The sequence below is a fragment of the Natronoglycomyces albus genome (genome assembly GCF_016925535.1).
Classification (GTDB): domain Bacteria; phylum Actinomycetota; class Actinomycetes; order Mycobacteriales; family Micromonosporaceae; genus Natronoglycomyces; species Natronoglycomyces albus.
In genome coordinates this window covers 2,028,337-2,049,853 of record NZ_CP070496.1, presented here as the reverse complement: position 1 = coordinate 2,049,853, position 21,517 = coordinate 2,028,337, and the positions used below count along the sequence as shown (strand labels likewise).

Annotated in this window: 18 protein-coding genes; 14 read left to right on the top strand and 4 right to left on the bottom strand. The window is 61.5% G+C overall.

The window, feature by feature from the left end; all coding sequences use genetic code 11:
* Positions 1-30: 30 nt before the first annotated feature.
* Together JQS30_RS08720 and JQS30_RS08715 are read right to left on the bottom strand one after the other, a co-directional pair.
* Positions 31-750: a type 1 glutamine amidotransferase gene (locus tag JQS30_RS08720; RefSeq protein ID WP_213169905.1), complete on the bottom strand. Its 720-nt coding sequence runs from the start codon at positions 748-750 to the stop codon at positions 31-33.
* Positions 740-1,969 (bottom strand): MurT ligase domain-containing protein, encoded by a 1,230-nt coding sequence (locus tag JQS30_RS08715; RefSeq protein ID WP_343076206.1) that lies wholly within the window; start codon positions 1,967-1,969, stop codon positions 740-742. The genes JQS30_RS08720 and JQS30_RS08715 overlap by 11 nt, the downstream gene beginning before the upstream one ends.
* 298 nt (positions 1,970-2,267) lie before the next feature.
* Between JQS30_RS08715 and mraZ the strand changes: the two genes are divergently transcribed.
* From mraZ to JQS30_RS08665, 10 genes are all read left to right on the top strand, one after another.
* On the top strand, positions 2,268-2,699 hold the full coding sequence (gene mraZ / locus JQS30_RS08710; RefSeq protein ID WP_213169903.1) for a division/cell wall cluster transcriptional repressor MraZ: 432 nt from the start codon (positions 2,268-2,270) through the stop codon (positions 2,697-2,699).
* A gap of 335 nt (positions 2,700-3,034) precedes the next feature.
* On the top strand, positions 3,035-4,051 hold the full coding sequence (gene rsmH, locus JQS30_RS08705; RefSeq protein ID WP_246497831.1) for a 16S rRNA (cytosine(1402)-N(4))-methyltransferase RsmH: 1,017 nt from the start codon (positions 3,035-3,037) through the stop codon (positions 4,049-4,051).
* Complete coding sequence (ftsL, locus tag JQS30_RS08700; protein WP_213169902.1) at positions 4,048-4,620, top strand: cell division protein FtsL; 573 nt, start codon at positions 4,048-4,050, stop codon at positions 4,618-4,620. The genes rsmH and ftsL overlap by 4 nt, the downstream gene beginning before the upstream one ends.
* A 6-nt stretch (positions 4,621-4,626) precedes the next feature.
* Entirely contained in the window at positions 4,627-6,954 is a 2,328-nt protein-coding gene (locus tag JQS30_RS08695) for a peptidoglycan D,D-transpeptidase FtsI family protein (protein WP_213169901.1), read from the top strand.
* 385 nt (positions 6,955-7,339) lie between these two features.
* Entirely contained in the window at positions 7,340-8,248 is a 909-nt protein-coding gene (locus JQS30_RS08690) for a proteasome assembly chaperone family protein (RefSeq protein ID WP_246497830.1), read from the top strand.
* A gap of 300 nt (positions 8,249-8,548) precedes the next feature.
* Positions 8,549-9,586, top strand: coding sequence for a 3-isopropylmalate dehydrogenase (locus JQS30_RS08685; RefSeq protein WP_213169900.1), 1,038 nt, complete (start codon positions 8,549-8,551; stop codon positions 9,584-9,586).
* A gap of 305 nt (positions 9,587-9,891) precedes the next feature.
* A complete protein-coding gene (locus tag JQS30_RS08680; protein ID WP_213169899.1) occupies positions 9,892-10,989 on the top strand; it encodes a branched-chain amino acid aminotransferase in 1,098 nt (365 codons plus the stop codon).
* A gap of 258 nt (positions 10,990-11,247) precedes the next feature.
* A complete protein-coding gene (locus JQS30_RS08675) occupies positions 11,248-11,865 on the top strand; it encodes a hypothetical protein (protein ID WP_213169898.1) in 618 nt (205 codons plus the stop codon).
* The gene (locus tag JQS30_RS08670) at positions 11,862-13,091 is read left to right on the top strand and encodes a PrsW family intramembrane metalloprotease (protein ID WP_213169897.1); all 1,230 of its coding nucleotides are present in this window, start codon (positions 11,862-11,864) and stop codon (positions 13,089-13,091) included. The genes JQS30_RS08675 and JQS30_RS08670 overlap by 4 nt, the downstream gene beginning before the upstream one ends.
* 119 nt (positions 13,092-13,210) lie before the next feature.
* Entirely contained in the window at positions 13,211-14,602 is a 1,392-nt protein-coding gene (locus tag JQS30_RS08665; protein ID WP_213169896.1) for a serine hydrolase, read from the top strand.
* A gap of 304 nt (positions 14,603-14,906) precedes the next feature.
* On the opposite strand, the gene JQS30_RS08660 is transcribed toward JQS30_RS08665, so the two are convergent.
* Together JQS30_RS08660 and JQS30_RS08655 are read right to left on the bottom strand one after the other, a co-directional pair.
* Complete coding sequence (locus JQS30_RS08660) at positions 14,907-15,467, bottom strand: hypothetical protein (RefSeq protein WP_213169895.1); 561 nt, start codon at positions 15,465-15,467, stop codon at positions 14,907-14,909.
* Between the two features lie 183 nt (positions 15,468-15,650).
* On the bottom strand, positions 15,651-16,712 hold the full coding sequence (locus JQS30_RS08655) for a polyprenyl synthetase family protein (RefSeq protein WP_213169894.1): 1,062 nt from the start codon (positions 16,710-16,712) through the stop codon (positions 15,651-15,653).
* A 94-nt stretch (positions 16,713-16,806) separates the two neighbouring features.
* Here JQS30_RS08655 and metF point away from each other — a divergent pair, with 94 nt between their 5' ends.
* From metF to aspS, 4 genes are all read left to right on the top strand, one after another.
* Positions 16,807-17,739, top strand: a complete 933-nt coding sequence (metF, locus tag JQS30_RS08650) for a methylenetetrahydrofolate reductase [NAD(P)H] (protein WP_213169893.1) — start codon at positions 16,807-16,809, stop codon at positions 17,737-17,739.
* A gap of 137 nt (positions 17,740-17,876) precedes the next feature.
* Entirely contained in the window at positions 17,877-18,419 is a 543-nt protein-coding gene (locus JQS30_RS08645) for a hypothetical protein (RefSeq protein WP_213169892.1), read from the top strand.
* A gap of 405 nt (positions 18,420-18,824) precedes the next feature.
* The gene (locus JQS30_RS08640) at positions 18,825-19,283 is read left to right on the top strand and encodes an SAV_6107 family HEPN domain-containing protein (protein ID WP_213169891.1); all 459 of its coding nucleotides are present in this window, start codon (positions 18,825-18,827) and stop codon (positions 19,281-19,283) included.
* A gap of 192 nt (positions 19,284-19,475) precedes the next feature.
* Positions 19,476-21,254 (top strand): aspartate--tRNA ligase, encoded by a 1,779-nt coding sequence (gene aspS / locus JQS30_RS08635; RefSeq protein WP_213169890.1) that lies wholly within the window; start codon positions 19,476-19,478, stop codon positions 21,252-21,254.
* Positions 21,255-21,517 lie beyond the last annotated feature (263 nt).

The following is a 21,517-nucleotide window of genomic DNA, read 5'->3' as shown; positions in this document are numbered from 1 at the left end:
ACTGAAAGTTCGGGGCCCACACACATATGGCTATTCGACTAGGGCGTCAAATCGTTCCTTGCGTAGCTGCTGCGGCCATGAGTCGTCCAGTTGTGGCATGGCATTGAGCGGCAGACCGGTAGCCCAGCTCAATAGCAGGTCGGCCAACTGCGGATTGCGTGCCAGCGCGGGGCCGTGCATGTAGGTTCCGATGACGTGTCCGGCCCACGCGCCTTCGGTGGACCCATTGTCGTTACCGATGCCGTGAGTGACTCGTGCCAGCGGTTGCACGGCCTCACCCAGGTGAGTGCGACCGCCGTGGTTTTCGAAACCGGTGATGTGACCCAAGGGCAGATGGGCGTCGGCTTCACCCGCGACCTCACCGACGGCCCGGGTCTCGCCCCGATCCGAATGCAGATCGAGGATTCCAGCGCCCGGGTATGATTGCCCGCTGGCATAGAACGAGGAGCCTAGAATCTGATAACCGGCACAGATGGCCAGGATCGGCTTCCCCGCGTCGGCGGCTCGGTTCAAGCCCCCGTCGCTGATGAGACGTTCGGCGGCCCCCGCCTGCGGGCCGTCCTCTCCACCGCCGATGAGATAGATGTCGGCTTCACTGGGAATCCGTTGGTCAGAGCGCACCAAAACTGGCTCGACCTCGATACCGCGATTACGGGCCCTGTGAGCCAGCACCAACAGGTTGCCGCGGTCTCCGTAAGTGGACAGTAGATCGGGATAGAGCCAGACAATACGCAGGAACCTAGTTGACACGGTCGAATTCCTTTCGAATGTCTTGGAACGCGGTGTAGTTGGCGACGACCTCCACTGGCCCGGCCGGGACGGTGGACACGGCCGCGTTGATGTCTTCCAACACGGTGAACCGTACGTCGTCAACTTGCAGGCGCACCGCTAGATCCGTACGGCGGTCTCCGATGACATACACCTGGCGTCCGCGCAGGGGAGTGAAGTCGACATCGTAGATCCACGAGGTGTCAAACCCGTCGACCTCGCGGGCGTTGAGGGCCAACACCACCGGCGTGTTCGGCTCGATCATGTCGAAATTCTCCAGCCAGCCAGCCGGGTTCTTCGCCAAGAGTAGCCGCAGTTGGCGCCCGTCGCGCTGCACCTTCGCGTAGCGGCCAGCCACTGACTTGACGCTGGTGAGGCGTGGAGCCGCCTGGGCGGGGTGTACTCCGAAGATCGAGGCGATCGCCAGTGCCATCGCGGCATTGGCTTGATTCACTCGCCCCGGTAGTTGCAGATCCAATTCATAGCGCGATCCGTCCGGCCCAATGACCTGGTCACCGAAGTCCGAAACGCTCCACTGTGGGCTTGGCCTGGTGGCACCGCATGCGGTGCAGCGCCAGTATTCTCCAAATCGGTCCAAGTGTTTACCGCACCATGGGCATATCGTCGAGTCATCTTGCCAGCGCTGACCGCCCCCAACCCACGTGACATTGGGGCTCACCGAGGCCGCCCACACGATCAATGGGTCATCGGCATTGGCAACGATATGGACGTCCTCGACTCCCTTGAGCACATCCCGCCACTTGCCAGCCAAAGAGGTGACCTCCATGGCTCGATCGAGTTGGTCACGCGACAGATTGAGTAGCGCTACCACCTTCGGGTGGGCCGCCTCCAGCAGTTGTCCCAAGTAATGCTCGTCGACTTCGAGCATGGCGAACTGTGCCTGAGGGGCCTTGGCCAACGCCGTCGTGTGGCCGGTGGGCATGTTGGCCCCGAAGGAATTGGTCGCGACCGGACCCGCCGCCTCGACCGCGGCAGTGGTGAATCGAGTCGTGGTCGTCTTACCGTTAGTGCCGCTGATGAGAGCAACCTGGCGCCCTTCCGCCAGGAGTTCGAGCAAGCGCGGCTCCACGATCAGGCCGACTCGGCCACCAATGACCGACCCGTCCCCTCGACCAGTCGCACGCGAGAGAGCTGCGGCGGTACGCAGCAGGGCAGAGGCGAATTTTGCTCGCCGAGGCAAATGAGAACTCATCCAAAGTTGCCCTTACGTCATGTCTTTATAGGTCCACAAAAAGTCTGTCACACTGCCGCGCCGCAGGCGCAGGCGTCAGGGGTGTGATGAGTGTCCACTCTCTGTCGCTAGATGTGCACCGTCACCCTCCATTTTCCCCCACCGCCTGTGACCAGCGATTTCAAAAGATCACTCGGCGAGAATTCACTAATTCGGGCACCCAAGGTGGGGGAGAGTGGAGTACAGTGGTGCAAAGTGGTGGGGCCGAGGGAATTCACGGCCGCTGAGGCAAGAGGGAGTGACGCCGATGTTTCTCGGTACGCACACCCCTCGCCTCGACGACAAGGGACGACTGATCCTCCCGGCGAAGTTCAGGGACGAACTAGCGGGGGGAGTGGTGGTAACGAAAGGTCAGGAACGTTGCCTCTACGTCTTCCCAACGCCGGAGTTTCAGCGCCTCGCCGACGAACTACAGCGGGCCCCGATGAGTTCGAAGTCCGCGCGGGCATACAACCGAGTGTTCTTCGCATCGGCCCACGACGAAATCCCTGACAAACAGGGACGTGTCACCATCCCGGCCCACCTGCGCACCTACGCGGGACTGGAACGGGACCTGGTCGTCATCGGAGCCTCCACCCGAGTGGAGATCTGGGACGCGACCGCGTGGGAGGAATACCTGACCGCCTCGGAAGAGGCCTTCGCCGACATCGAAGAGGGAGACCTCCCGCCAGGTTTGTGACATAGCTAGACCACGAAACGACAACCACAACTCAACAGCGCAGTGTCTTGAGGCCCTCGGCTGTCACAGTGCGGCACGGCGGTGCACGCAATGCGACACAACGTCGTACACCGACGAGCACCACGTCGCTCACAACGGCCTGACTCGTTCACGTACTTCCCTAGTGACAGACCATCACCGGTGGCGGCCGAGGACCTGAGGACATTGCACGGAAAGACATTCCGACCCACAGTGCGCACAACACACACACGCGGAACACGACGTTCTGACGCCTCCTTGGCACGAAGAACACACCAAGACCACACAGGCGGCGAGACGAAAGGGGGCGAGACACCATGAGTTCCACTGACGACCACAGCACAGACCACGCTATGGATAGCGCGGACGCCCCGCACGTTCCCGTGTTGAAAGAGCGCGTACTCCAGACCCTGCGCCCGGCCCTGGACCGTCCGGGCGCCGTCGCCGTGGACGGCACCCTAGGCGCTGGAGGCCACAGCGAGGCCCTCCTGCGGGCCCACAGCGACCTCACCGTCATCGGACTCGACCGTGACCCTGACGCACTGGCCCTCGCCCGAAAACGACTGGCTCCCTTCAAAGACCGGTTCATCGCCGTGCCGTGCGTCTACGACGCCATCGCCGAAGTCGTCGCCGAACAAGGCTTCGATGGAGTCGACGGCATCCTCTTCGATCTGGGCGTGTCCTCAATGCAACTGGACCAAGCCGACCGAGGGTTCGCCTATTCCCAAGACGCGCCCCTGGACATGCGCATGAACCCCGAGGACCCACTCACCGCACAACAGGTCGTCAACACCTACCCGCCCGCCGACCTCGTGCGCATCCTGCGCCACTTCGGAGAAGAGAAATTCGCCACCCGCATCGTCTCGGCCCTCGTCAAACGCCGCGAACAAGCACCGATTACGACCAGCTCGCAACTCGTCGAGCTGATCCGTGACGCGATCCCCGCCGCCGGAAAACGCAAAGGCGGCAACCCCGCCAAACGCACCTTCCAGGCCCTGCGCATCGAAGTCAACAGTGAACTGGACGTCTGGAGTCGAGCCCTCCCGGCGGCCCTGGACACATTGCGTCCCCTCGGGCGCATCGTTGTGCTCTCCTACCACTCGCTCGAAGACCGCATCACAAAGAAAGAACTAGCCTCCCGATCTATCTCCACGACCCCTCGTGGACTGCCCGTCGACCTTCCCGGAACCGGCCCCACCATTCGTCTGCTCAACCGCAGAGCCGAACCTGCGACCGACACCGAGATCAAGGAAAACCCGCGAGCGGCATCCGTCAAGATGCGAGCCGCCGAACGACGAGCAACCACCGCACCCGGAGAGGAGGGCGCATCATGAGTGCCACACCGAACGGACGAGCGCGTCCCCGCGCCAACGCTGAAGAGATCATCAAAGCCACCCGACGGCGCACCCGCGCCGCCAGTTCCCGCCGCCGGGCGCTCATGGGCGAACCGGCCGACGGGCCAATAACCGACGGCGCGCTGGCGGTTGCGCCGGCCGTTGAGCCGATTGAGGCACCGCCGGTACCTGAGGCTCCCGAACCGAAGGTCACGCCGAAGGCTCGGCCTCAGCGGCGGCGTGAACCAGCCGTCGCGCCCGATCCCATTGCCTTGCCCAAACCCGCGTTCGTCTCAGCGATGCTGGCTCTCGTGGCAGCCGGTATTTTGGGACTGCTGTTGCTGAACACCGTGATCAATGAGAACGCATTCCAGCTACAGGAGATGCGCCAGGAACAGACGGTGCTCAACCAAACCGAGGAATCGCTGACCAATGAACTCGCGCAGTTGAACGCCCCGGGAAACTTGCAAGCGGCAGCCGACGAGATGGGCATGGAGGAGCCTGAGGAGATCAGTTTCCTGCACCTTCCCGATGGAACGACTGTGAACGTCCGCAGTGGGGGTGAGTAGTGCCCGATGAGCGCCGAAAATGACGATTCAGGTGAATCCGGTGCACGTCCGGCCCGCGAGCAGAGCAGTATGTCGCGCGCGCGACGTATGACCCCACGGGGCCGTAGCCTGCGTGACGCTGCCTCGGAGCGCCCGAGCCGGGAACGTGAAGACCCGCGGGGGCGGGATCTGCGCCGACGCGCAGCGCGCGCCGAGCGCCCTTCGCTACGTATTCTGCGTGAGGACGAGACCGGGGCGAAACCGAAGTCGCGCACCCGCGACGGCGCCAACGGCAAAGGCGGTATCACCGCAGCGGAGAGCGGCAAGGCTTCGACTAAGGGCTCGGCTCGCTCCACAAAGGCGCGTTTTACCAGCAGCCGTGAGACGTTGCCTGCCGAGCGCCGACGCCGGCGTACCACCGCCGGTAGAGGAGCATCCTCTGGTGCGGGTACGACCAAAGAACCTAGGAACAGAGGCGGCCAACGTAGTTCGGGCGCGAAAGGCGCTGACGCTGCCCCCCGCAATGGGTCAAAGGGCCGTAAGCCTCAGCCGTCTAAAAAGCCCCGCCGTATTCGCGAAACCTCCCCGGTTCAGCACCCACGCCTACATGGAAATAGCGCTCCAGCTGCCAATCCTCAGCGGAGAATCCGCGTCGCCTATGCCCTCAGCTTGGTCTTGATGCTCATCATTGCCGGTCGTTTGGTGCACCTGCAGGTCACTGACGCGGCCGCCTACGCCGCCGCCGCTCACGAGCAGCGGGTGACCACGCAGCCCCTGCCCGCCGCGCGCGGGGCGATCTTGGACCGCGACGGTAATCGGCTGGCGTATTCGATTGAGGCCAACTTTATCGCTGCCGACCCGACCCGTTTGCAAGGCGATCCGGAAGAACTTGCCGCGGAACTGGGGCCGTTGTTGGGACGGCCCGCCTCGGAGCTGGTTCCGTTGTTGGCCACCGATGAGTTTCCCGACGGCACCCCCAAACAGTTCGCCTATCTGCAGCGTGGGGTGGATATCAATATCGGCAAGCAAATTGCGCAGATGGATGATCAGGGTTTGATCATCGGTGCCGATGAACGCCGGGTCGTCCCAGGACATGACTTGGCCGCGAATGTCATTGGCTTCACCGGTGGCGACGAGGGTGAGGGACTCGCGGGTCTGGAGGGAGGCTGGAATAACTGGCTGTCTGGGACCGACGGTGAGGTCACTTACGAACAGAGCCACTCCGGCCAGCCGATCCCGGGGGCGTTTTATCGGGAAGATCCAGCCCAGCCAGGTCAGGACTTGCGGTTGACGCTGGATTGGGACTTGCAGTTCCAGGTGCAGAAAATTCTTGATCAGACCGTGGAGGAGCACGACGCCGAATGGGCCTCGGCCGTGGTGCTGGAGGTGGCTAGCGGCGAGGCCTTGGCCATGGCCTCGCTGCCCACCTTTGACGCGGCGAACCCGTTTGGAGAAGACGAGGAGCTGTATCGCGACCACACGACGCAGGCGACGGTCGACCCTGGTTCGGTTCACAAGGCTATCGTCATCGCCGCCGCCTTGGAGGAAGGTCTGATCGAACGGGACGGTTCCATTGTGGTTCCGCCGACGATCGTGAAGGGCAACACGACGTACTCGGACTCGTATCCGCAGCGCGGAGTGCCGTTGACGTTGGCTGGGATCATCGCCCAATCATCCAACGTTGGCACGATCATGTTGGCGGACATGTTGGGGCCCGAAAAGCTTTACGAATATCAGAAGGCCTTTGGTCTAGGCACTTCCAGTGGAGTAGGGGTGGCCGGGGAAGCCGATGGCATGCTCCTTCACCCCGATAACTGGTCGGGCACTTCCGCTGGTTCGATTCCGATCGGCCACGAGATCACCACGACACCGATCCAGATGGCGGCTGTATACGCGACCATCGCCAACGATGGTGTCTATACCAATCCGGCGCTGGTGCAAAGCATGATCGACAGAGACGGTCAAGTCCTGGAGCCAGAAAGAAACGAGGACCGCCGCGTGATTTCGGTCGAGACCGCGGAGGCGATGCAATATTTGCTTCAGTCAACGATCTATCACGAGACCGGTACTGGTACTCGGGCTGACTTGAACGGCTATCACTTGGCGGGTAAGACCGGTACGGGTGGACTTGTGCGGGACGGAGAGTACGCTAGCGGCCATGTGGCGTCGTTTGTGGGCTTTGCGCCCGCCGAGGACCCGCAGTTCGCGGTGGCGGTCTTCGCCTATGTACCTGGTGGTGGCGGCGGTGGTGAGGTCACGGCTGATGCTTTTCGGCAGATCAACGAGTACGCGCTGGGACATTATCGGGTGGCACCGACCGATGCCGACCGGCCCGAGTTCAATGTCTGGGGCTGAGGTACGGCATGATGAGATGCGCCGTCTATGGTGCGTTGGCGTGAACTTTCTGTCCGGTGGGCGGCTGCAGGTGCGAAGAATGGCCGAGGAACCGGGTGCGATGCCGTGGGTGGTTCTGCCCGTAGAGAGGGATGTGGCGATGGGCGGCCTCAACGCGGGGATTCGTCTGAGTGGGTGTCAGGAGGTTCAATGGCGTTCACACTGAAAGTGAGAGCTGCCGATGTGTCGCCGTCGAGAGCGTACGGACACCTCGCTCGTGCCCTCACTGCTCGCAACCAGAATGTGAAAAATCCTTGATTTTCTCGTTTGCGCGGAAATGGTGGAATGCGAAAGCGTATTCCGGAGTTAGCATTCAGAGGTACTCAAACGTAAGGAGCCTTCACCGGTGAGCATTGACCGTTGGTCGCTATGCGACATCCTGTCGGACGAGCCTGAAGCGCGCGGTGCTGTCATGCTGCTTCATCTTGAGGGCTTCATGGACGCGGGTTCGGCTGGAAAGGGCGTGGTTGAAGCCCTCCTGGAGGAAAACGATCACCAGCCGGTGGCGTCGTTCGATGTCGACCAGTTGATGGATTACCGGTCCCGACGGCCTAACCTCACTTTCTCCATCGACCATTGGTCGGACTTCGATGCCCCCCAGTTGGTCGTCTATTTGTTGCGAGACGCGCAGGGACAGCCTTATTTGCTGTTGTCGGGCCCGGAACCCGACTTCGCCTGGGAACGGTTTGTCGATGCGGTCGAAGACCTCGTGGACTATTTCGCGATCTCACTGGTTGTTGGCCTACAGGGCATTCCGATGGGGGTTCCGCACACCAGGCCATTGGGCCTGACTGTGCACGCGACCCGCCCTGAGTTGGTCTTTGACAACCGGCCGGTGTTCTCAGAGATGCAGGTGCCCGGCCATGCCGCTGGATTGTTGCAGTTCCGGCTTGGCCAGTCGGGCCGCGACGCGATCGGCTTGGCCGCTCATGTTCCGCATTATTTGACCCAAATGTCGTACCCGGCCGCCTCGCTGCGTCTGATAGAGGCCGTCGCGAAGGCGACGGACTTGGAACTGCCCACCAGCTCTTTGGAGATGTCACGGGAAGAGGTGGCCGAGGAAATCGCGCAACAGGTGGCGGAGAATTCCGAGGTTGAAGAGATTATCACCACGCTTGAAGAGCAATATGACTCGTTTACCGAACAGGCCGAGAGTGACGAGATGCTTGCCGATGGGCGAGTCCCCACGGCCGAGGAACTCGGGGCCGCCTTTGAACACTTCTTGGCCAACCAGGACCGCCCCGATAAGGAGTAACGGTTAGGTGAGGTGCCGGTCTACCGCACCTCACCTGTGGCCATGCGTTGCCGTGTTCACATATTGGGAGACGGCTTTCGCTATGCGGGATGGTTGCGCTAACCTTCGCGGAGGCCACGTAATGTGGCCTCGTGACGTTGCGGGCCCACGACAGGCCCCGCGTACCCGGAAGCGTGCGCGAATCCGCACAGACACTGGCTCTTCCTAAGACGATGACCGACGCGAACCATCCGGTCGATAGGCCGCCGTGCACGCTTCCCGCGAACGAGAGAAACTTCAGCAGGAAAGGGCGGCAGCCTCGTGCACAACATTGCGGTAATCCCCGGAGACGGTATCGGACGCGAAGTGATTTCCGAGGCGCAAAAAGTTCTCGAGGTTGCCCTCCCCAATCACACCGCGACCGAGTTCGACTTGGGTGCCCGGTGTTACGCCCGTACTGGCGAAGCCTTGCCCGCATCGGTACAAGCTGAGCTGGCAGATCACGACGCGATATTGCTAGGTGCCGTCGGCGACCCCAGCGTTGGGCCGGGCATCTTGGAGCGCGGATTGCTGTTGAAACTGCGGTTCGATTTCGACCAGTATGTCAACTTGCGGCCAGCGCGGCTTTGGCCTGGAGTCAACAGCCCGCTGGCAGAAGTCAAGAGCGGAGAGATCGATTTTCTGGTCGTCCGGGAGGGAACTGAAGGACTCTATGCCGGAGCCGGGGGAGTAGTCCAGCGTGGCACCTCTGCTGAGGTGGCAACCGAAGAGAGCCTCAATACCCGCTATGGGGTGGAGCGGGTCGTGCGCCATGCCTGCCAGCTGGCCGCATTGCGGGAACGCAAGCGTCTTACCCTCGTGCATAAGACGAATGTGCTGGTCAACGCGGGTAGCCTGTGGCAGCGTACCTTCGATGAGGTTGTCCGAGACTTTCCTGAACTAACAACTGACTATCAACACGTCGACGCGGCTTCGATGTTTATGGTCGACCGGCCCGAAACTTACGACGTCATCGTCACCGACAACCTGTTTGGCGATATCCTCACCGACATCGCCGCCGCGATTACCGGTGGCATCGGCCTGGCGGCCTCCGGTTGCATCAACCCTGATCAAAGCTATCCGTCGATGTTCGAGCCCGTACATGGATCGGCCCCCGATATCGCCGGCCAGGGAATTGCCGACCCTATCGCCGCCATCATTTCGGCCGCGATGTTGCTCGACCATCTAGGTCGAGCCGAAGACGCCGACATCGTGCGCCGTGCGTGTGCGGCCGAACTTGCCGACCGTAAGCCCGGCCAGCCGGTGCGCACCGCCGAAGTGGGTGACCGGGTCGCCGCCGCAGTCGAGAAGCGAATGTGACTTTGTGGGAATCGCTGCTTGGGCGCGAAAGGGAACCCCTAGCGAATTCGATGGTGGAACAGGAAGTGAAGGCCGCCACTGCCAGGGTGAATCCGCAGGTAGGCAGTAGCGGTTTTCTCCAACCTTAACGAACGGTAAGTTAGGGTGTGATCGGAAGCTAGTTCACCAGGCGCTGCCAGAGCATCCGCCGAATCACTCGGCACCGAATGCATCCCCTCCTGCGGCTTCGGCCCAGTACGTTGGACCTGTGCCCTGTTGAACAACATTCCGGGCCGCACTTATTGACGACTGAAGGAGCTTGCCAGATGACGATTGAGGCACTGCCGACTTTCACGCAGCTACCCCATCCCCACGCCACTGACGCGGCGAAGCGAGCCGAGCTCCTCACAAACCCGGGCTTCGGTCGTCTCTTTACCGACCACATGGTGACCATCAAGTACCACGTGGATAAAGGATGGTACGAGCCGCAGGTTGAGCCCTATGGCCCGATCACCTTGGACCCCGCCGCCTCGGTGCTGCACTATGCCCAGGAAATCTTCGAAGGCATGAAGGCCTACCGTTATGACGATGGCGGAGTCGGCCTCTTCCGACCCGAAGCCAACGCTCGTCGCTTCAATGCCTCGGCCAAGCGCATGTCCATGCCGCAGCTGCCGGTAGATCTGTTCATGGAGTCGATCAAACAACTGGTAAGCGTCGACAAGGACTGGGTCCCGACTCAAGCTGAGGCCAGTCTTTATCTGCGGCCATTCATGTTCGCCACCGAAGCGTTCCTAGGCGTGCGCCCGGCGAAGGAATTCCTCTACACGCTTATCGCCTCCCCGGCCGGAGCCTACTTCGCATCTGGGCCCAAGCCTGTCACCATTTGGGTCTCCCGCGAGTACACTCGGGCCGCCCCCGGCGGTACCGGAACTGCCAAGTGCGGCGGCAACTACGCGGCCAGCCTTGCGGCGCAGGCCGAGGCGATCGAGAACGGTTGCGATCAAGTAGTGTTCCTCGACGCGGTCGAACGCAAGTACGTCGATGAGCTGGGAGGCATGAACCTTTTCTTCGTATATGAGAACGACCAAGTCATATACACTCCCAAGCTCGGCACCATCTTGCCTGGCATCACCCGCGACGCCATCATCAGTCTCGCTGGGGAAGCAGGCTGGGAAGTGCGTGAAGTCGACTACAGCCTCGACCGCTGGCGTGAGGACGCCAACTCGGGAGCGCTCACCGAAGTGTTTGCCTGCGGCACCGCCGCTGTCATCACCCCGGTGGGAACCGTGCGCGAAGCAGATGGGGACTTCACCATCTCGAAAGCCCAGGCTGGCAAGTTGACCATGCAGTTGCGTCAAACCTTGCTTGACCTGCAACACGGCCGGGCTGAGGACCGCCACGGATGGGTGCAGCGCTTGCTGTAAGCTGAAGCCAGACTTTATACAAACTACATACTTTTCTCGCCCCCGGATGGGCATGAAGGAGGAGCGGCTTTTAGCCGCTCTTCCTTCATTTGCGTTCAAACTCCTCCAACGTGTTCCGCCCGTCGGTAAAGTACGCCGTTTGCCCACCTAGCCCTCTGGATTCCAGCCACAATGAAACGCGACGAAGGGGCCACTTCGAGGCAAAACCCGAAGTGGCCCCAGCGATCGACTAGGTAGACCCACGGAGGGAGTGAATGCGTGGCAGAGGCGACCGTCCGACTCAACCGATTCGGGATGGAGCAGGGGCGCACCTGGCCAGCGGTGGCCGTGGCGTTGGCCATCGCCATTCCCATCATGTTCTGGACCTTTCTCGAGCGGGGAGCCTCCCAACTGTCCGAAGCCGCTCCACGCGGCAGCATGATCACCGTGAATTCCTACCCCGAAGATGGGGCCCGACTGAGCTTCGCCATCCCCTCCTCGGGTTGGCAACACGACGTCAGTGTGTCCCCTGCCGAAGCCACCATTCGGCGGGGCTCTATCACCCTCACCGTCCAAGTCAGCGCGGGAGTAAACGACTTGGAACGCTTCATGGAACGTCGTAGCGACAACGTAGTCGCCAACAACACCCAGGTCATCGCCTCCCGCCCGCACCCCTACCGCAGTCACACCGCGCAGCTTGACGGGTACTGGTCTGACCTCGTAGGCCGCTCTACGTCCGGGGCCATCGTCGTTCTTCGCAACGGATCGGGCGATGATCAAGCCGCCCGGGCTCGCGGGGCTATCACCGTTATCGCCCTAGCGCCCGCCGGGCGCCTCGACGAAGGGATGACCGAACTCGAACGCCTCCTTGACTCAATGCTCTTGGAGGTCAAGTGACCGTCCATACCGAACGCATCATCGTTGAGAGCCAAGGCGCTTTCGTGCGGGTGCGCCGTCCGGCTTTCTGGCTCTTTGCCGGGCTTCTCGTTTTCGGTCTCATCAATATCGGCGGGGTACTCGGCCCATCGTTCGACCAAATTGCCGGTGCGCTGTGGGTTTCCATCGCTATCAACGGCGCCCTCGCAGCGGCGTTTTGGTGGGTACTTGCCCGGCTGGATTTGTTCGAGCGCGAGCCGGTGGCTGTGCGTATGGCAGCCTTCCTGTGGGGCGCCATTGCCTCGATCGCGGTGTCCATGATGGCCAACAATTCGGCCCTGATCGTCTTCGCGGCCAACTTTGGCTCCGACTGGGCTCGAACCTGGGGGCCAGCGATCGCCGGGCCCATCAACGAGGAATGGTTTAAGGCTTTGGGGGTGGTGCTACTCGTGCTCATCGTGCGGGAACACTTCCACCGCCCCATGGATGGTCTGATCTACGGGGCGCTCATTGGCCTAGGTTTCCAGGTGGTCGAAAACGTCACCTACGCGGTCAACTTCGCGATTATCAATCCCAACTCCGACTGGGCAGGAGCCCTCAGCGCCACCATCATTCGCATCGCTGTGGCTGGGCCTTGGTCTCATCCTCTTTACAGTGCGGTCGCGGGGCTGGGCATCGCCTACTTCGTGACTCAGCGGCGGCGCAGTACCGCTCAGAGGGCCGCTGTCGCCGGTAGCTTGTTCGTTCTCTCCATGGCGATGCACGCCCTGTGGAATCTGCCCTTCGCCCCCGACCTCAACGCGGGCCTCATCCTAGTATTGACCTATGGAAAAGGCCTGATCATTCTAGGTTTGTTCGTTCTGTTGTATTCGGCGGCCGCGCGACGGGAGTGGCGCTGGTTCGTCGACACCATGTCCAATCAGCCCGAGTGGGTCATCAGCACCGACGAACTGACCTCGATGAGATCCCTGCGAAGCCGTTTGCAGGAGCGCAAGGCAATCCAGAAGGAGTTGGGCAAAGACGGTCGCTCGCTACTGACTCAGTTGCAGCGCGAACTGGTGTCCCTGGGAGAGTCTCTGGCCCGTGTACAACGCTCCTCAGGCGATCCCGAGGAAGCTCCGGACGTGCAGGCCAGCAAACGCAACTTGGCGGTCATCCGGGAGGAACTGGCCCGGTTGCGCGCAAAGAAGAACCCGCAGCCAGTCGGTCAGAGGAACACTAGCCACGAGGAGCCGAACCATCAGTAACCCGATGGGGGCTCGTCGAGGCCAGATCGTGCCGCATATGGTGGAGACTCACCATTGCTACCAGCGGGTATCAGCGGCTTGGGGCTGCGGCCCGCTCGATCTTGCTTCGAGGGACTCACATGCGCGACCACGCTCGACTGGCCCGATGGCGGATGCTGTTCGCCGCTGTCCTCGCTGTGACACTGGCCTTGACTGCCTGTTCGGGCGGTGCGGAATCCGATGATGGCGACACCGGCGGTGATGAGCCTGTGGCGGTGGACATTCCGCAAACCCCCGTGGGAGAGAAACTCCAGTGGTACCTGGACAAATTGGAATCGCTGCCACTGGAGAAGGAGGAAGCCGAACAACATTTCGCCCAGACGTTCTTGGACCAAGTCCCGGTGGCCGATCTTAACCCCATCATGAGCGATATGCGGGGAACCATCGTTACCGACATTCTCGATGACGAACCCAGCCGCTTGCGGGCCGAAGCCTTCCATGGCACAGGGGATTTTCACATCATCATCGAAATCGATTCCGATTCCAAGATTGAGACCCTGCTCTTCCTTCCTCCCGATGATATGGATCTCCCCGCTAGCCCGACTAGTTGGGACGAGGTCGATGCTCGCCTAGACAGCATTGCCGCCGATAGCGAGAACGTCGGTTTCCTCGCCGCGGACATCGACGAGGGAGAATGTCAGGCTGTACACGAATCTTCCGCGGCCATCATGCAACCAGTTGGTTCGGTATTCAAAATATTTGTGTTGCACGCTGTTGAGCAAGCCGTCGCGGCTGGGGACATCACCTGGGATGACCACATCGAAATCACCGAGGACATTCGTAGTCTCCCTTCCGGAGAGCTTCAAGATCGGCAAGCCGGTGAGACCGTTACTGTCTATCAGGCCGCCGAATTGATGATTTCCATCAGCGATAACACCGCTACCGACATGCTTATTGATCTCCTTGGGCGTGACGCGGTAGAAGCTCAAGTCGCGGCAATTGCTGCGGATGCCGATCCGAACCTGCCGTTGATCGACACGCGGGTGTTCTTTGATTTGAAACTCAACGACTATCCAGCTGCCCTCGAGGCGTATGTGAATTCGTCGTCCGCGGAGAAAGAAGCGTTCCTCGACTCCTTTGAGGCGCTTGACACTCCAGCTGACGCGGACATTCTTGCCTGGACCGCCGAACCCCGCGCTATTGACACCCTGGAATGGTTTTTCTCCCCTGAGGACATTTGCGCCGCCTACGTGGCGATGGTTGGGGAAAGCGAGGAGGTTAACTCGGCGATGTCGGTTCATGATGGAGGCCTGGAGCTGGCTGCGGAGGACTGGTCGACACTGTGGTTCAAAGGGGGTAATGAGCCCGGCGTCTACGCGCACACTCACCTTGGTATCGACACCGATGGCGACGGGTACATCGTCGTGGCCATGGTTAACAATTCCACCGCGCTGTTGGATGAGCAGACTTTGACCCCGGAGTTGCTGTCGATCGCAACGGGCTCGTTCGAAATGATGAAAAGCGGTTCTTGACCCCGAGTGTGAAGAACGGGACGACGAGAAGTGCCTGTGGGAACTTTGGGTTATCGCCCAAGCTACGGAGCAATGGTCGAGGGTGCGCCGGTGGTGCCGTGGCTAGGTCACGGCACCACCGGCGCACCCACAGGTCAATTTCCCAACTCAGCGGTGAGCCCGGATTCGATGAAGCTGCCGTCCCATGGATGGTCGCGGGCTCCTTTGCCGGGGCCATTGGCCGTTGGGGCCACGCTAAACAATTCGTGGATAGTAGGCCTACCCCTGATCAATGACGATGTCTCCGCAGCCGACCGAAGGCAGGCTAATCCTGCTTGCCGCCGTTGTCATCGTCGTCGTCCCCATCGTCTCCGCCATCATCCTCATCATCATCGTCCCCGTCATCGTCGTCCCCGTCATCGTCCCCATCGTCGTCATCGTCCGGCGGTGTCGTCGAACTGGTCGGAACGGGTATCAGTTCATCGGGCTGATGCGTACCGGACTCAGAGATGCGGTCGGGCGGAGACGAGGAACCACTGGGGGCTGACGAGGTATCCGCCGAGGACGGAGTAGACGGCGCAGGAGTGGAGACATCGTCTGGAGAAGGTGCGGGCGGTGCGCCTTCGTCACTTTCTTGTTGATCCACGATGCGTGAGTCGATCTGTCCCCAGCCGTTGGTGATGTGGGCGCTGTCCCGTTGGTCCGGCACTGGGCCGTCGATCCCGCCCAATCCACGCATCGTAAAGGCGATCAGGACAATGCCAGAGGCCACGGCGGCCAAAGTCAAGGTGACGACAGTTCGGAATCGCCCTGATGTACGGACGTCGTAGATGAACGACCGTGTGGCTCCGGTGATCTCCCGGCCCAACGTGCCGAAAACTGACATGGGTGCCTCCCAGCGGCGATCGATGTACTCCCACCGCAGGGATCAACGAAAACGGTGACGTGGAGACACTGGGCGCTCACTGGATGAACCCACACAGGTGACGGATAAAATATCCGAAAAGGTGCATTGGGGCATAAGAAGTACCGGCCGGGGAGCGTCCTCACTTGGGCTGCGGCCCTCCTGTCACCCGTTGCGTTGCACAGCCGCATCGAGCAGCTGCTCGAAGACTGGGACGGAATCGGCGGTGAGGGCGGAACGTGCCTCGAGCAGGGCTTCACGAGCCTCCTGCGCTAGTAGCTCGATGCGGTCTTCAGTGGCTTTCAGAGCGCCGGTGTCAATGAGGACTCCGCGCAGATTCTCGACGGCTCCGGCATCGAGTTCACGATCACCCAACCGCGACTCCAAGAGCTGTTTTTGGTCGGAGTCGGCATTGGCGAACGCTTTGGCGACCAGATAGGTGTACTTTCCCTCTCGCAGATCGTCGCCTGCCGGTTTACCGGTTTGCCGTGGGTCACCGTAGACGCCCAGTACGTCGTCACGCAGCTGGAACGCCTCTCCCAGCGCAAGGCCGAGGCGGCTGTAGTGACGACGCAACTCCATAGGCGCGCCAGCGAGCGATGCCCCGATGAGCAGCGGTTGCTCCACGGTGTACTTCGCGGCTTTGAACTGTGCCACTTTCACCGCCGTGTCGACGCTGGTGTCGCGGCGCGCCCCGGCCAGAACATCTAGGTATTGCCCAGCCGATACTTGAGTCCGCATGAGGTCGAAGTCGCCTCTGGCGTCGATGAGTACGTCCATGGGCATTCCACAGCTAGTGAACATTTCGTCCGACCACACGAAGCACAAATCGCCAAGCAGTATGGCGGCCGAGGACCCAAAGTGCTTTGCCTGGCCGTACCAGCCTTTGTCCCGGTGCAGTGCTTCGAAACGCCGGTGAATCGACGGCTGGCCGCGGCGCGTGTCGGAGTCGTCAATGAGGTCATCGTGAATCAGCGCGGCCGCCTGTAGCAGCTCCAATGCCGCAACCCCGCGTACGACCTCAGGGCAATCGACACCTGCCGCCCCGCGATATCCCCAGTAGGCGAATGTTGGGCGCATTCTTTTGCCGCCGCGCAGGACGTAATCTGCCACCGCGTCGGCGTAAGCTTGGAGGACCGGGTCGATTTGGACGATGATGTCCCGCTGACGGGCGAGAAATACCTCGAGCTCGGCTTCGACGCGGGTTGTTAGTTTGGCAGCTTCCACAGACTCGACCCTAAGCCTTGAGTCGTCGTCTCACGTAATGGGTGGGTATTCCCGCCACTCAGACCACTTTCGTCTCATTTCGTAAGGTGAATCCATGACACTCGGTACCGCTTCGGTCCTTCCCCACAACACCCCGGCGATCGGTGACCTGCTGCGGCGTGGCCCGGTGCGCTATTCGTTCGAATTCTTCCCGCCGAAGACGCCAAAGGGACAGGCGACGCTGTGGCGAAGTATTCGCCGTTTGGAGGCATTGCGCCCCGACTATGTCTCGGTCACCTATGGGGCTGGGGGTTCGACTCGGGCCACAACGGTGGAGACGACGGATCGAATCGCAGCCGAGACGACGCTGCTACCGCTGGCGCATTGCACCGCCGTTGATCACTCGGTCGCCGAGCTGCGTAACCTTATTGGCCACTTTGTCAACGTCGGGGTGCGCAACATCCTGGCAGTGCGGGGAGACCCCCCTGGCGACCCGCAGGGTCGGTGGGTACAGCACCCGGAGGGCTTCCTCCATGCCCGCGAGCTGGTCGAGTTGATCAAGTCCTCGGGTGATTTCTCCGTGGGCGTGGCCGCGTTCCCAGAAGGGCACCCGCGAAGCCCGGATTGGGACACGCATGTGCGCCACTTCGTGGAAAAATGCCGCTCGGGGGCAGACTTCGCGATCACGCAGATCTTTTTCGATTGGCAAGACTACGTGCGCCTGCGCGACGCAGTGGTGGCCGCCGGCTGCGACATTCCCATCGTGCCCGGTGTTATGCCGGTAACGAATGTGAATCAGATCGAACGTTTCGCTCAACTCACCGGAATGGGCTTTCCGCCGCAACTGGCACAGCGACTGCGTCGGGAAGCCGACAGCCCTGAGGCGGTACGTGCGATAGGTGTAGAGGTAGCAACAGAGTTGAGCCAGAAACTTATCGCGGAAGGTGCCCCAGGGATTCACTTCATCACCCTGAATCACTCCGACTCCACCCGCAAAGTTTGGGCGAATCTCGTTTCACCGCAAGCGAAGTTGGTGAGTCACTTGTGACCAGTGCTGTATCGACACCGGCGATGGCTTCTGCTAAAACATATGCCATGCGCTCGCGAGTGCCAGCAGATTCATTGATGGGCCGGGCGATACTGTCCACGGGCGTTGAACCAGGCACTGTGGTCTGGGTATCGCTAGTGGCCTCACTGCCCGTGCCCATGCTCGCCTATATTGGCGGGCCCGCACTCGTGGCTATCCTTCCTTTGGTGGGCATTGTCGCCATTTGCGACTCTGCCTTTCTTCTCCTGGCCACTCGTTCCGAGGACATCAGCCGGCGGGCGTTGGTCTTCGCCCCCTTGGTCGAACGTCTCACCGAGGCCGCGTGGTTGTCCGCTCTATGGGTCATGGGCGTTCCCGGCTGGATCGTTGTGTGTTCGGGCGCTGCGTGCTGGATGTACTCCTATACGCGAGCCCGTGCCCGTCAGGTTGGCCTGAGTCACCTAGGCATGCTCACACTTGGCGAACGGGCGGTGCGGACCACCTTGGCCGGAGTTGGTTTCGCGGCTGCGGCTGTGGTGGCCATTGCTGGGGGCCCTGAGCTGGCAACCTGGTTGCCCGGCGTCGTGACGGTGACGGCGACCGCGTGGTTGCTCGTGTCAACCTTGGGGTTGCTCCAACTGGTGATTGTGGTGCACACTGCGTTGCGGGTGAACAACCGCAACCGCAATGGAGTGACCTAGACATGTGAGATGAAGCCGCCCACGTAGCTTCGCGTATGTTGGTTCCGCGCAACCTCTGGCCACCGACCTTCTCCGCCGCTTGGACAACTTGAGGCGGCTAAGGAGGGCAGGCTGATCAGGTTCGCTGAGCTGATGGAGCTCTCTTAGCGACGCGTGGGCTCGAAAAGTGTTCCTATCCCGACCCAAGCCGACGGCCAACCGATTCCTCGACTCGACCGTGCGGCATCTTCCAACGAGGTGGTCGCCGCGCCGCATTGGCTACCGCGCGCGACCGCGACGTCACCTGCCGAAACGCCTGGTCAGTACGTATGCACGAAGAAATGTCATACCCTCCTGGTTTATTGGCTGTTGACGGGTTCTTGCTCAGTCGCCGGAGCACCATCCGGCGGGGAAGGACAACACATCATGTCAGCACATACTCGTCGGATACCGACTCAGACGCGCCGTCGCCCTGTGCGGTTGTCGGCCACTCGACTTCCCGACCGTTCACCGTTGCAGTTGCTGCGGTTCTCCCGCCAGGAACTTGCCGCCGCCGCAGAACATTCTCACCCGGGGTTGCGATACGCGACGGCTCACTTGGCGGCGCTTCGCGCTGCTGCGGCCGTGCTAGTGGTGCACTCGGGAGAGGATTGTTCGCCCGGCCGTGTTGCCCCGCTCACCGACACGTGGTCGCTACTGGAATCAGTCGCCCCTGAGCTGGGGGAGTGGGCCAGCTTCTTCACCTTGACCGCTCGTAAACGAGTCCGAGCCCAGTCCGGCGTCCCCGGTGTGGTTACTCGACAAGAAGCGGACGATCTCATCCTGGAGGTTCGCCAGTTTCAACAGGTGGTGACGCGGATGCTCGGATTCGCCACCACTTCCTGAAGCGTCTTGGGTTATCGATGGCATAGGGAACGTGGCGCTTGGCGGTGTGATTGATCGGCAACGCCGCATTATAGAATTGCGGCCTGTGGGGCACGTTTGCCACACTGTTGGTCAGCGTCGGGAAACCGGTCGTGTACCGGCGGACGCTGCGACAAAGGTCAATTTTCTCCAACTGCCAAGGAGCAGGAACTCGTGTATCGTTCTCATCTTGCCGGAGCATTGCGCTCCGCTGACGTTGACCAAAAAGTCACCCTTGCCGGATGGGTGGCTCGTCGGCGCGATCACGGCGGGGTGGAGTTCATCGACCTGCGAGATTCTTCTGGCACGGTGCAGGTGGTGTTCCGGGAGGACGCCGCCGCCGAAGCGGCTCGCGACCTGCGCAACGAATACTGTGTGCAAATCGTCGGTACCGTCTCCGGCCGACCGGAGGGCAACGAAAACAAAGACATTCCCACTGGCGACATCGAGGTGACAGCGCATGAGGTCACCGTTTTGTCGATCTCGCAACCGCTGCCGGTGCCCATTGACGACCATGTCGAGGTCGGTGAAGATGTGCGCCTGCGTCACCGCTATCTCGACCTTCGGCGTTCAGGACCCACGAAGGCCCTGCGTTTGCGTTCCGAGGCCAATCTGATCGCGCGCAACCTGCTGCACGACCGGGGTTTCGCCGAGATCGAGACGCCGACGCTGACTCGTTCCACCCCGGAGGGCGCGCGCGACTTCCTCGTCCCCGTGCGTCTCCAGCCGGGAACGTGGTACGCACTGCCACAGTCGCCACAGCTGTTCAAGCAACTGCTTATGGTCGCGGGCTTTGAACGCTACTACCAGATCGCGCGCTGCTACCGCGACGAAGACTTCCGTTCGGATCGCCAGCCTGAATTCACTCAGTTGGACATCGAGGCCTCGTTTGTCACCCAGGAGGACATCCTCGAACTGGGAGAGGCGATCGTCAAGGAACTGTGGAGCAAACTGGCCGACCATGACCTTCCGACTCCATTGCCGCGTCTGACTTACTTGGACGCGATGAACCGCTATGGCTCGGACAAGCCGGACCTGCGTTTCGGCAACGAGCTGGTCGACCTCACCGAGTTCCTGCAAGGCACCGAGTTCCGTGTGTTCGCGGGAGCGCTGGCCAAGGGCGGCCACATCGGGGCCGTGGTCATGCCAGGTGGTGCCTCTCAAACGCGCAAGGAGCTGGACGGCTGGCAGGAGTGGGCCAAGGCGCGTGGAGCAAAGGGCCTGGCCTACGTCCTCTTCGACGCGGAGACAGGCGAGCCGAAGGGTCCGGTTGCCAAGAACCTGTCCGCAGAGCACCTGGACGGCCTCGCCGCCGCCGCTGGTGCCAAGCCAGGCGACGCGGTCTTCTTCGCGGCTTCTCCGGACAAGCGGGAGGCGCAGGAGCTGCTTGGCGCGGCGCGTCTAGAGATCGGTCAACGGTGCGACCTCATTGACCAAGACGCCTGGGCCTTCTGCTGGGTTGTCGACTTCCCCATGTTTGAAAAGACCGACGAGGGTGGTTGGACTTCGGTCCATCACCCGTTCACGTCACCGAACCCAGAGTGGGTCGAGAAGTTCACCGAGTCCCCAGACGAAGCGCTGACGTATTCTTACGACCTCGTCTGCAACGGTACGGAGCTGGGTGGAGGGTCGATCCGTATCCACGATGGCCAGCTACAAGAGAGGGTCTTCGAAACCCTCGGTATCAGCGAAGAGGAAGCGCGGGAGAAGTTTGGTTTCCTCTTGGACGCCTTCAAGTACGGACCGCCGCCGCACGGTGGCATTGCGTTCGGCTGGGACCGGACCTGTGCTTTGCTGGCCAAGTCCGACTCGATTCGTGACGTCATTGCCTTCCCGAAGGCTGGCGGCGGTTCCGACCCGTTGACTGGTGCGCCGACTCCGATCACCCCGGCACAGCGTAAGGAAGCGAACGTTGACTATGTGCCGCCGAAGAAGGACGACGCCCAGGCATAGCGTCGCGAACTTAGGCCCGTTGTTCGGGGGCGCAGCACTCACAGCTGTGCCCCCGACTCGTGCTGCGAATACTGCGGCAATTCGGGCTTGGGGGAGTTCTCAACGCGACGCCGCTTGGCGCGAAATACGTGCGAGACCATAGAGGCCGTTGCGTACGGTTGCGGTGACCGATGGGCATACCAGGTGGGCCGATTTTACAGGCGAGCGGTAGCGCTTGGGGCGTCTCTGAGTTACGGGTTCCGCCTTAGGGCCACAGGTGGGCC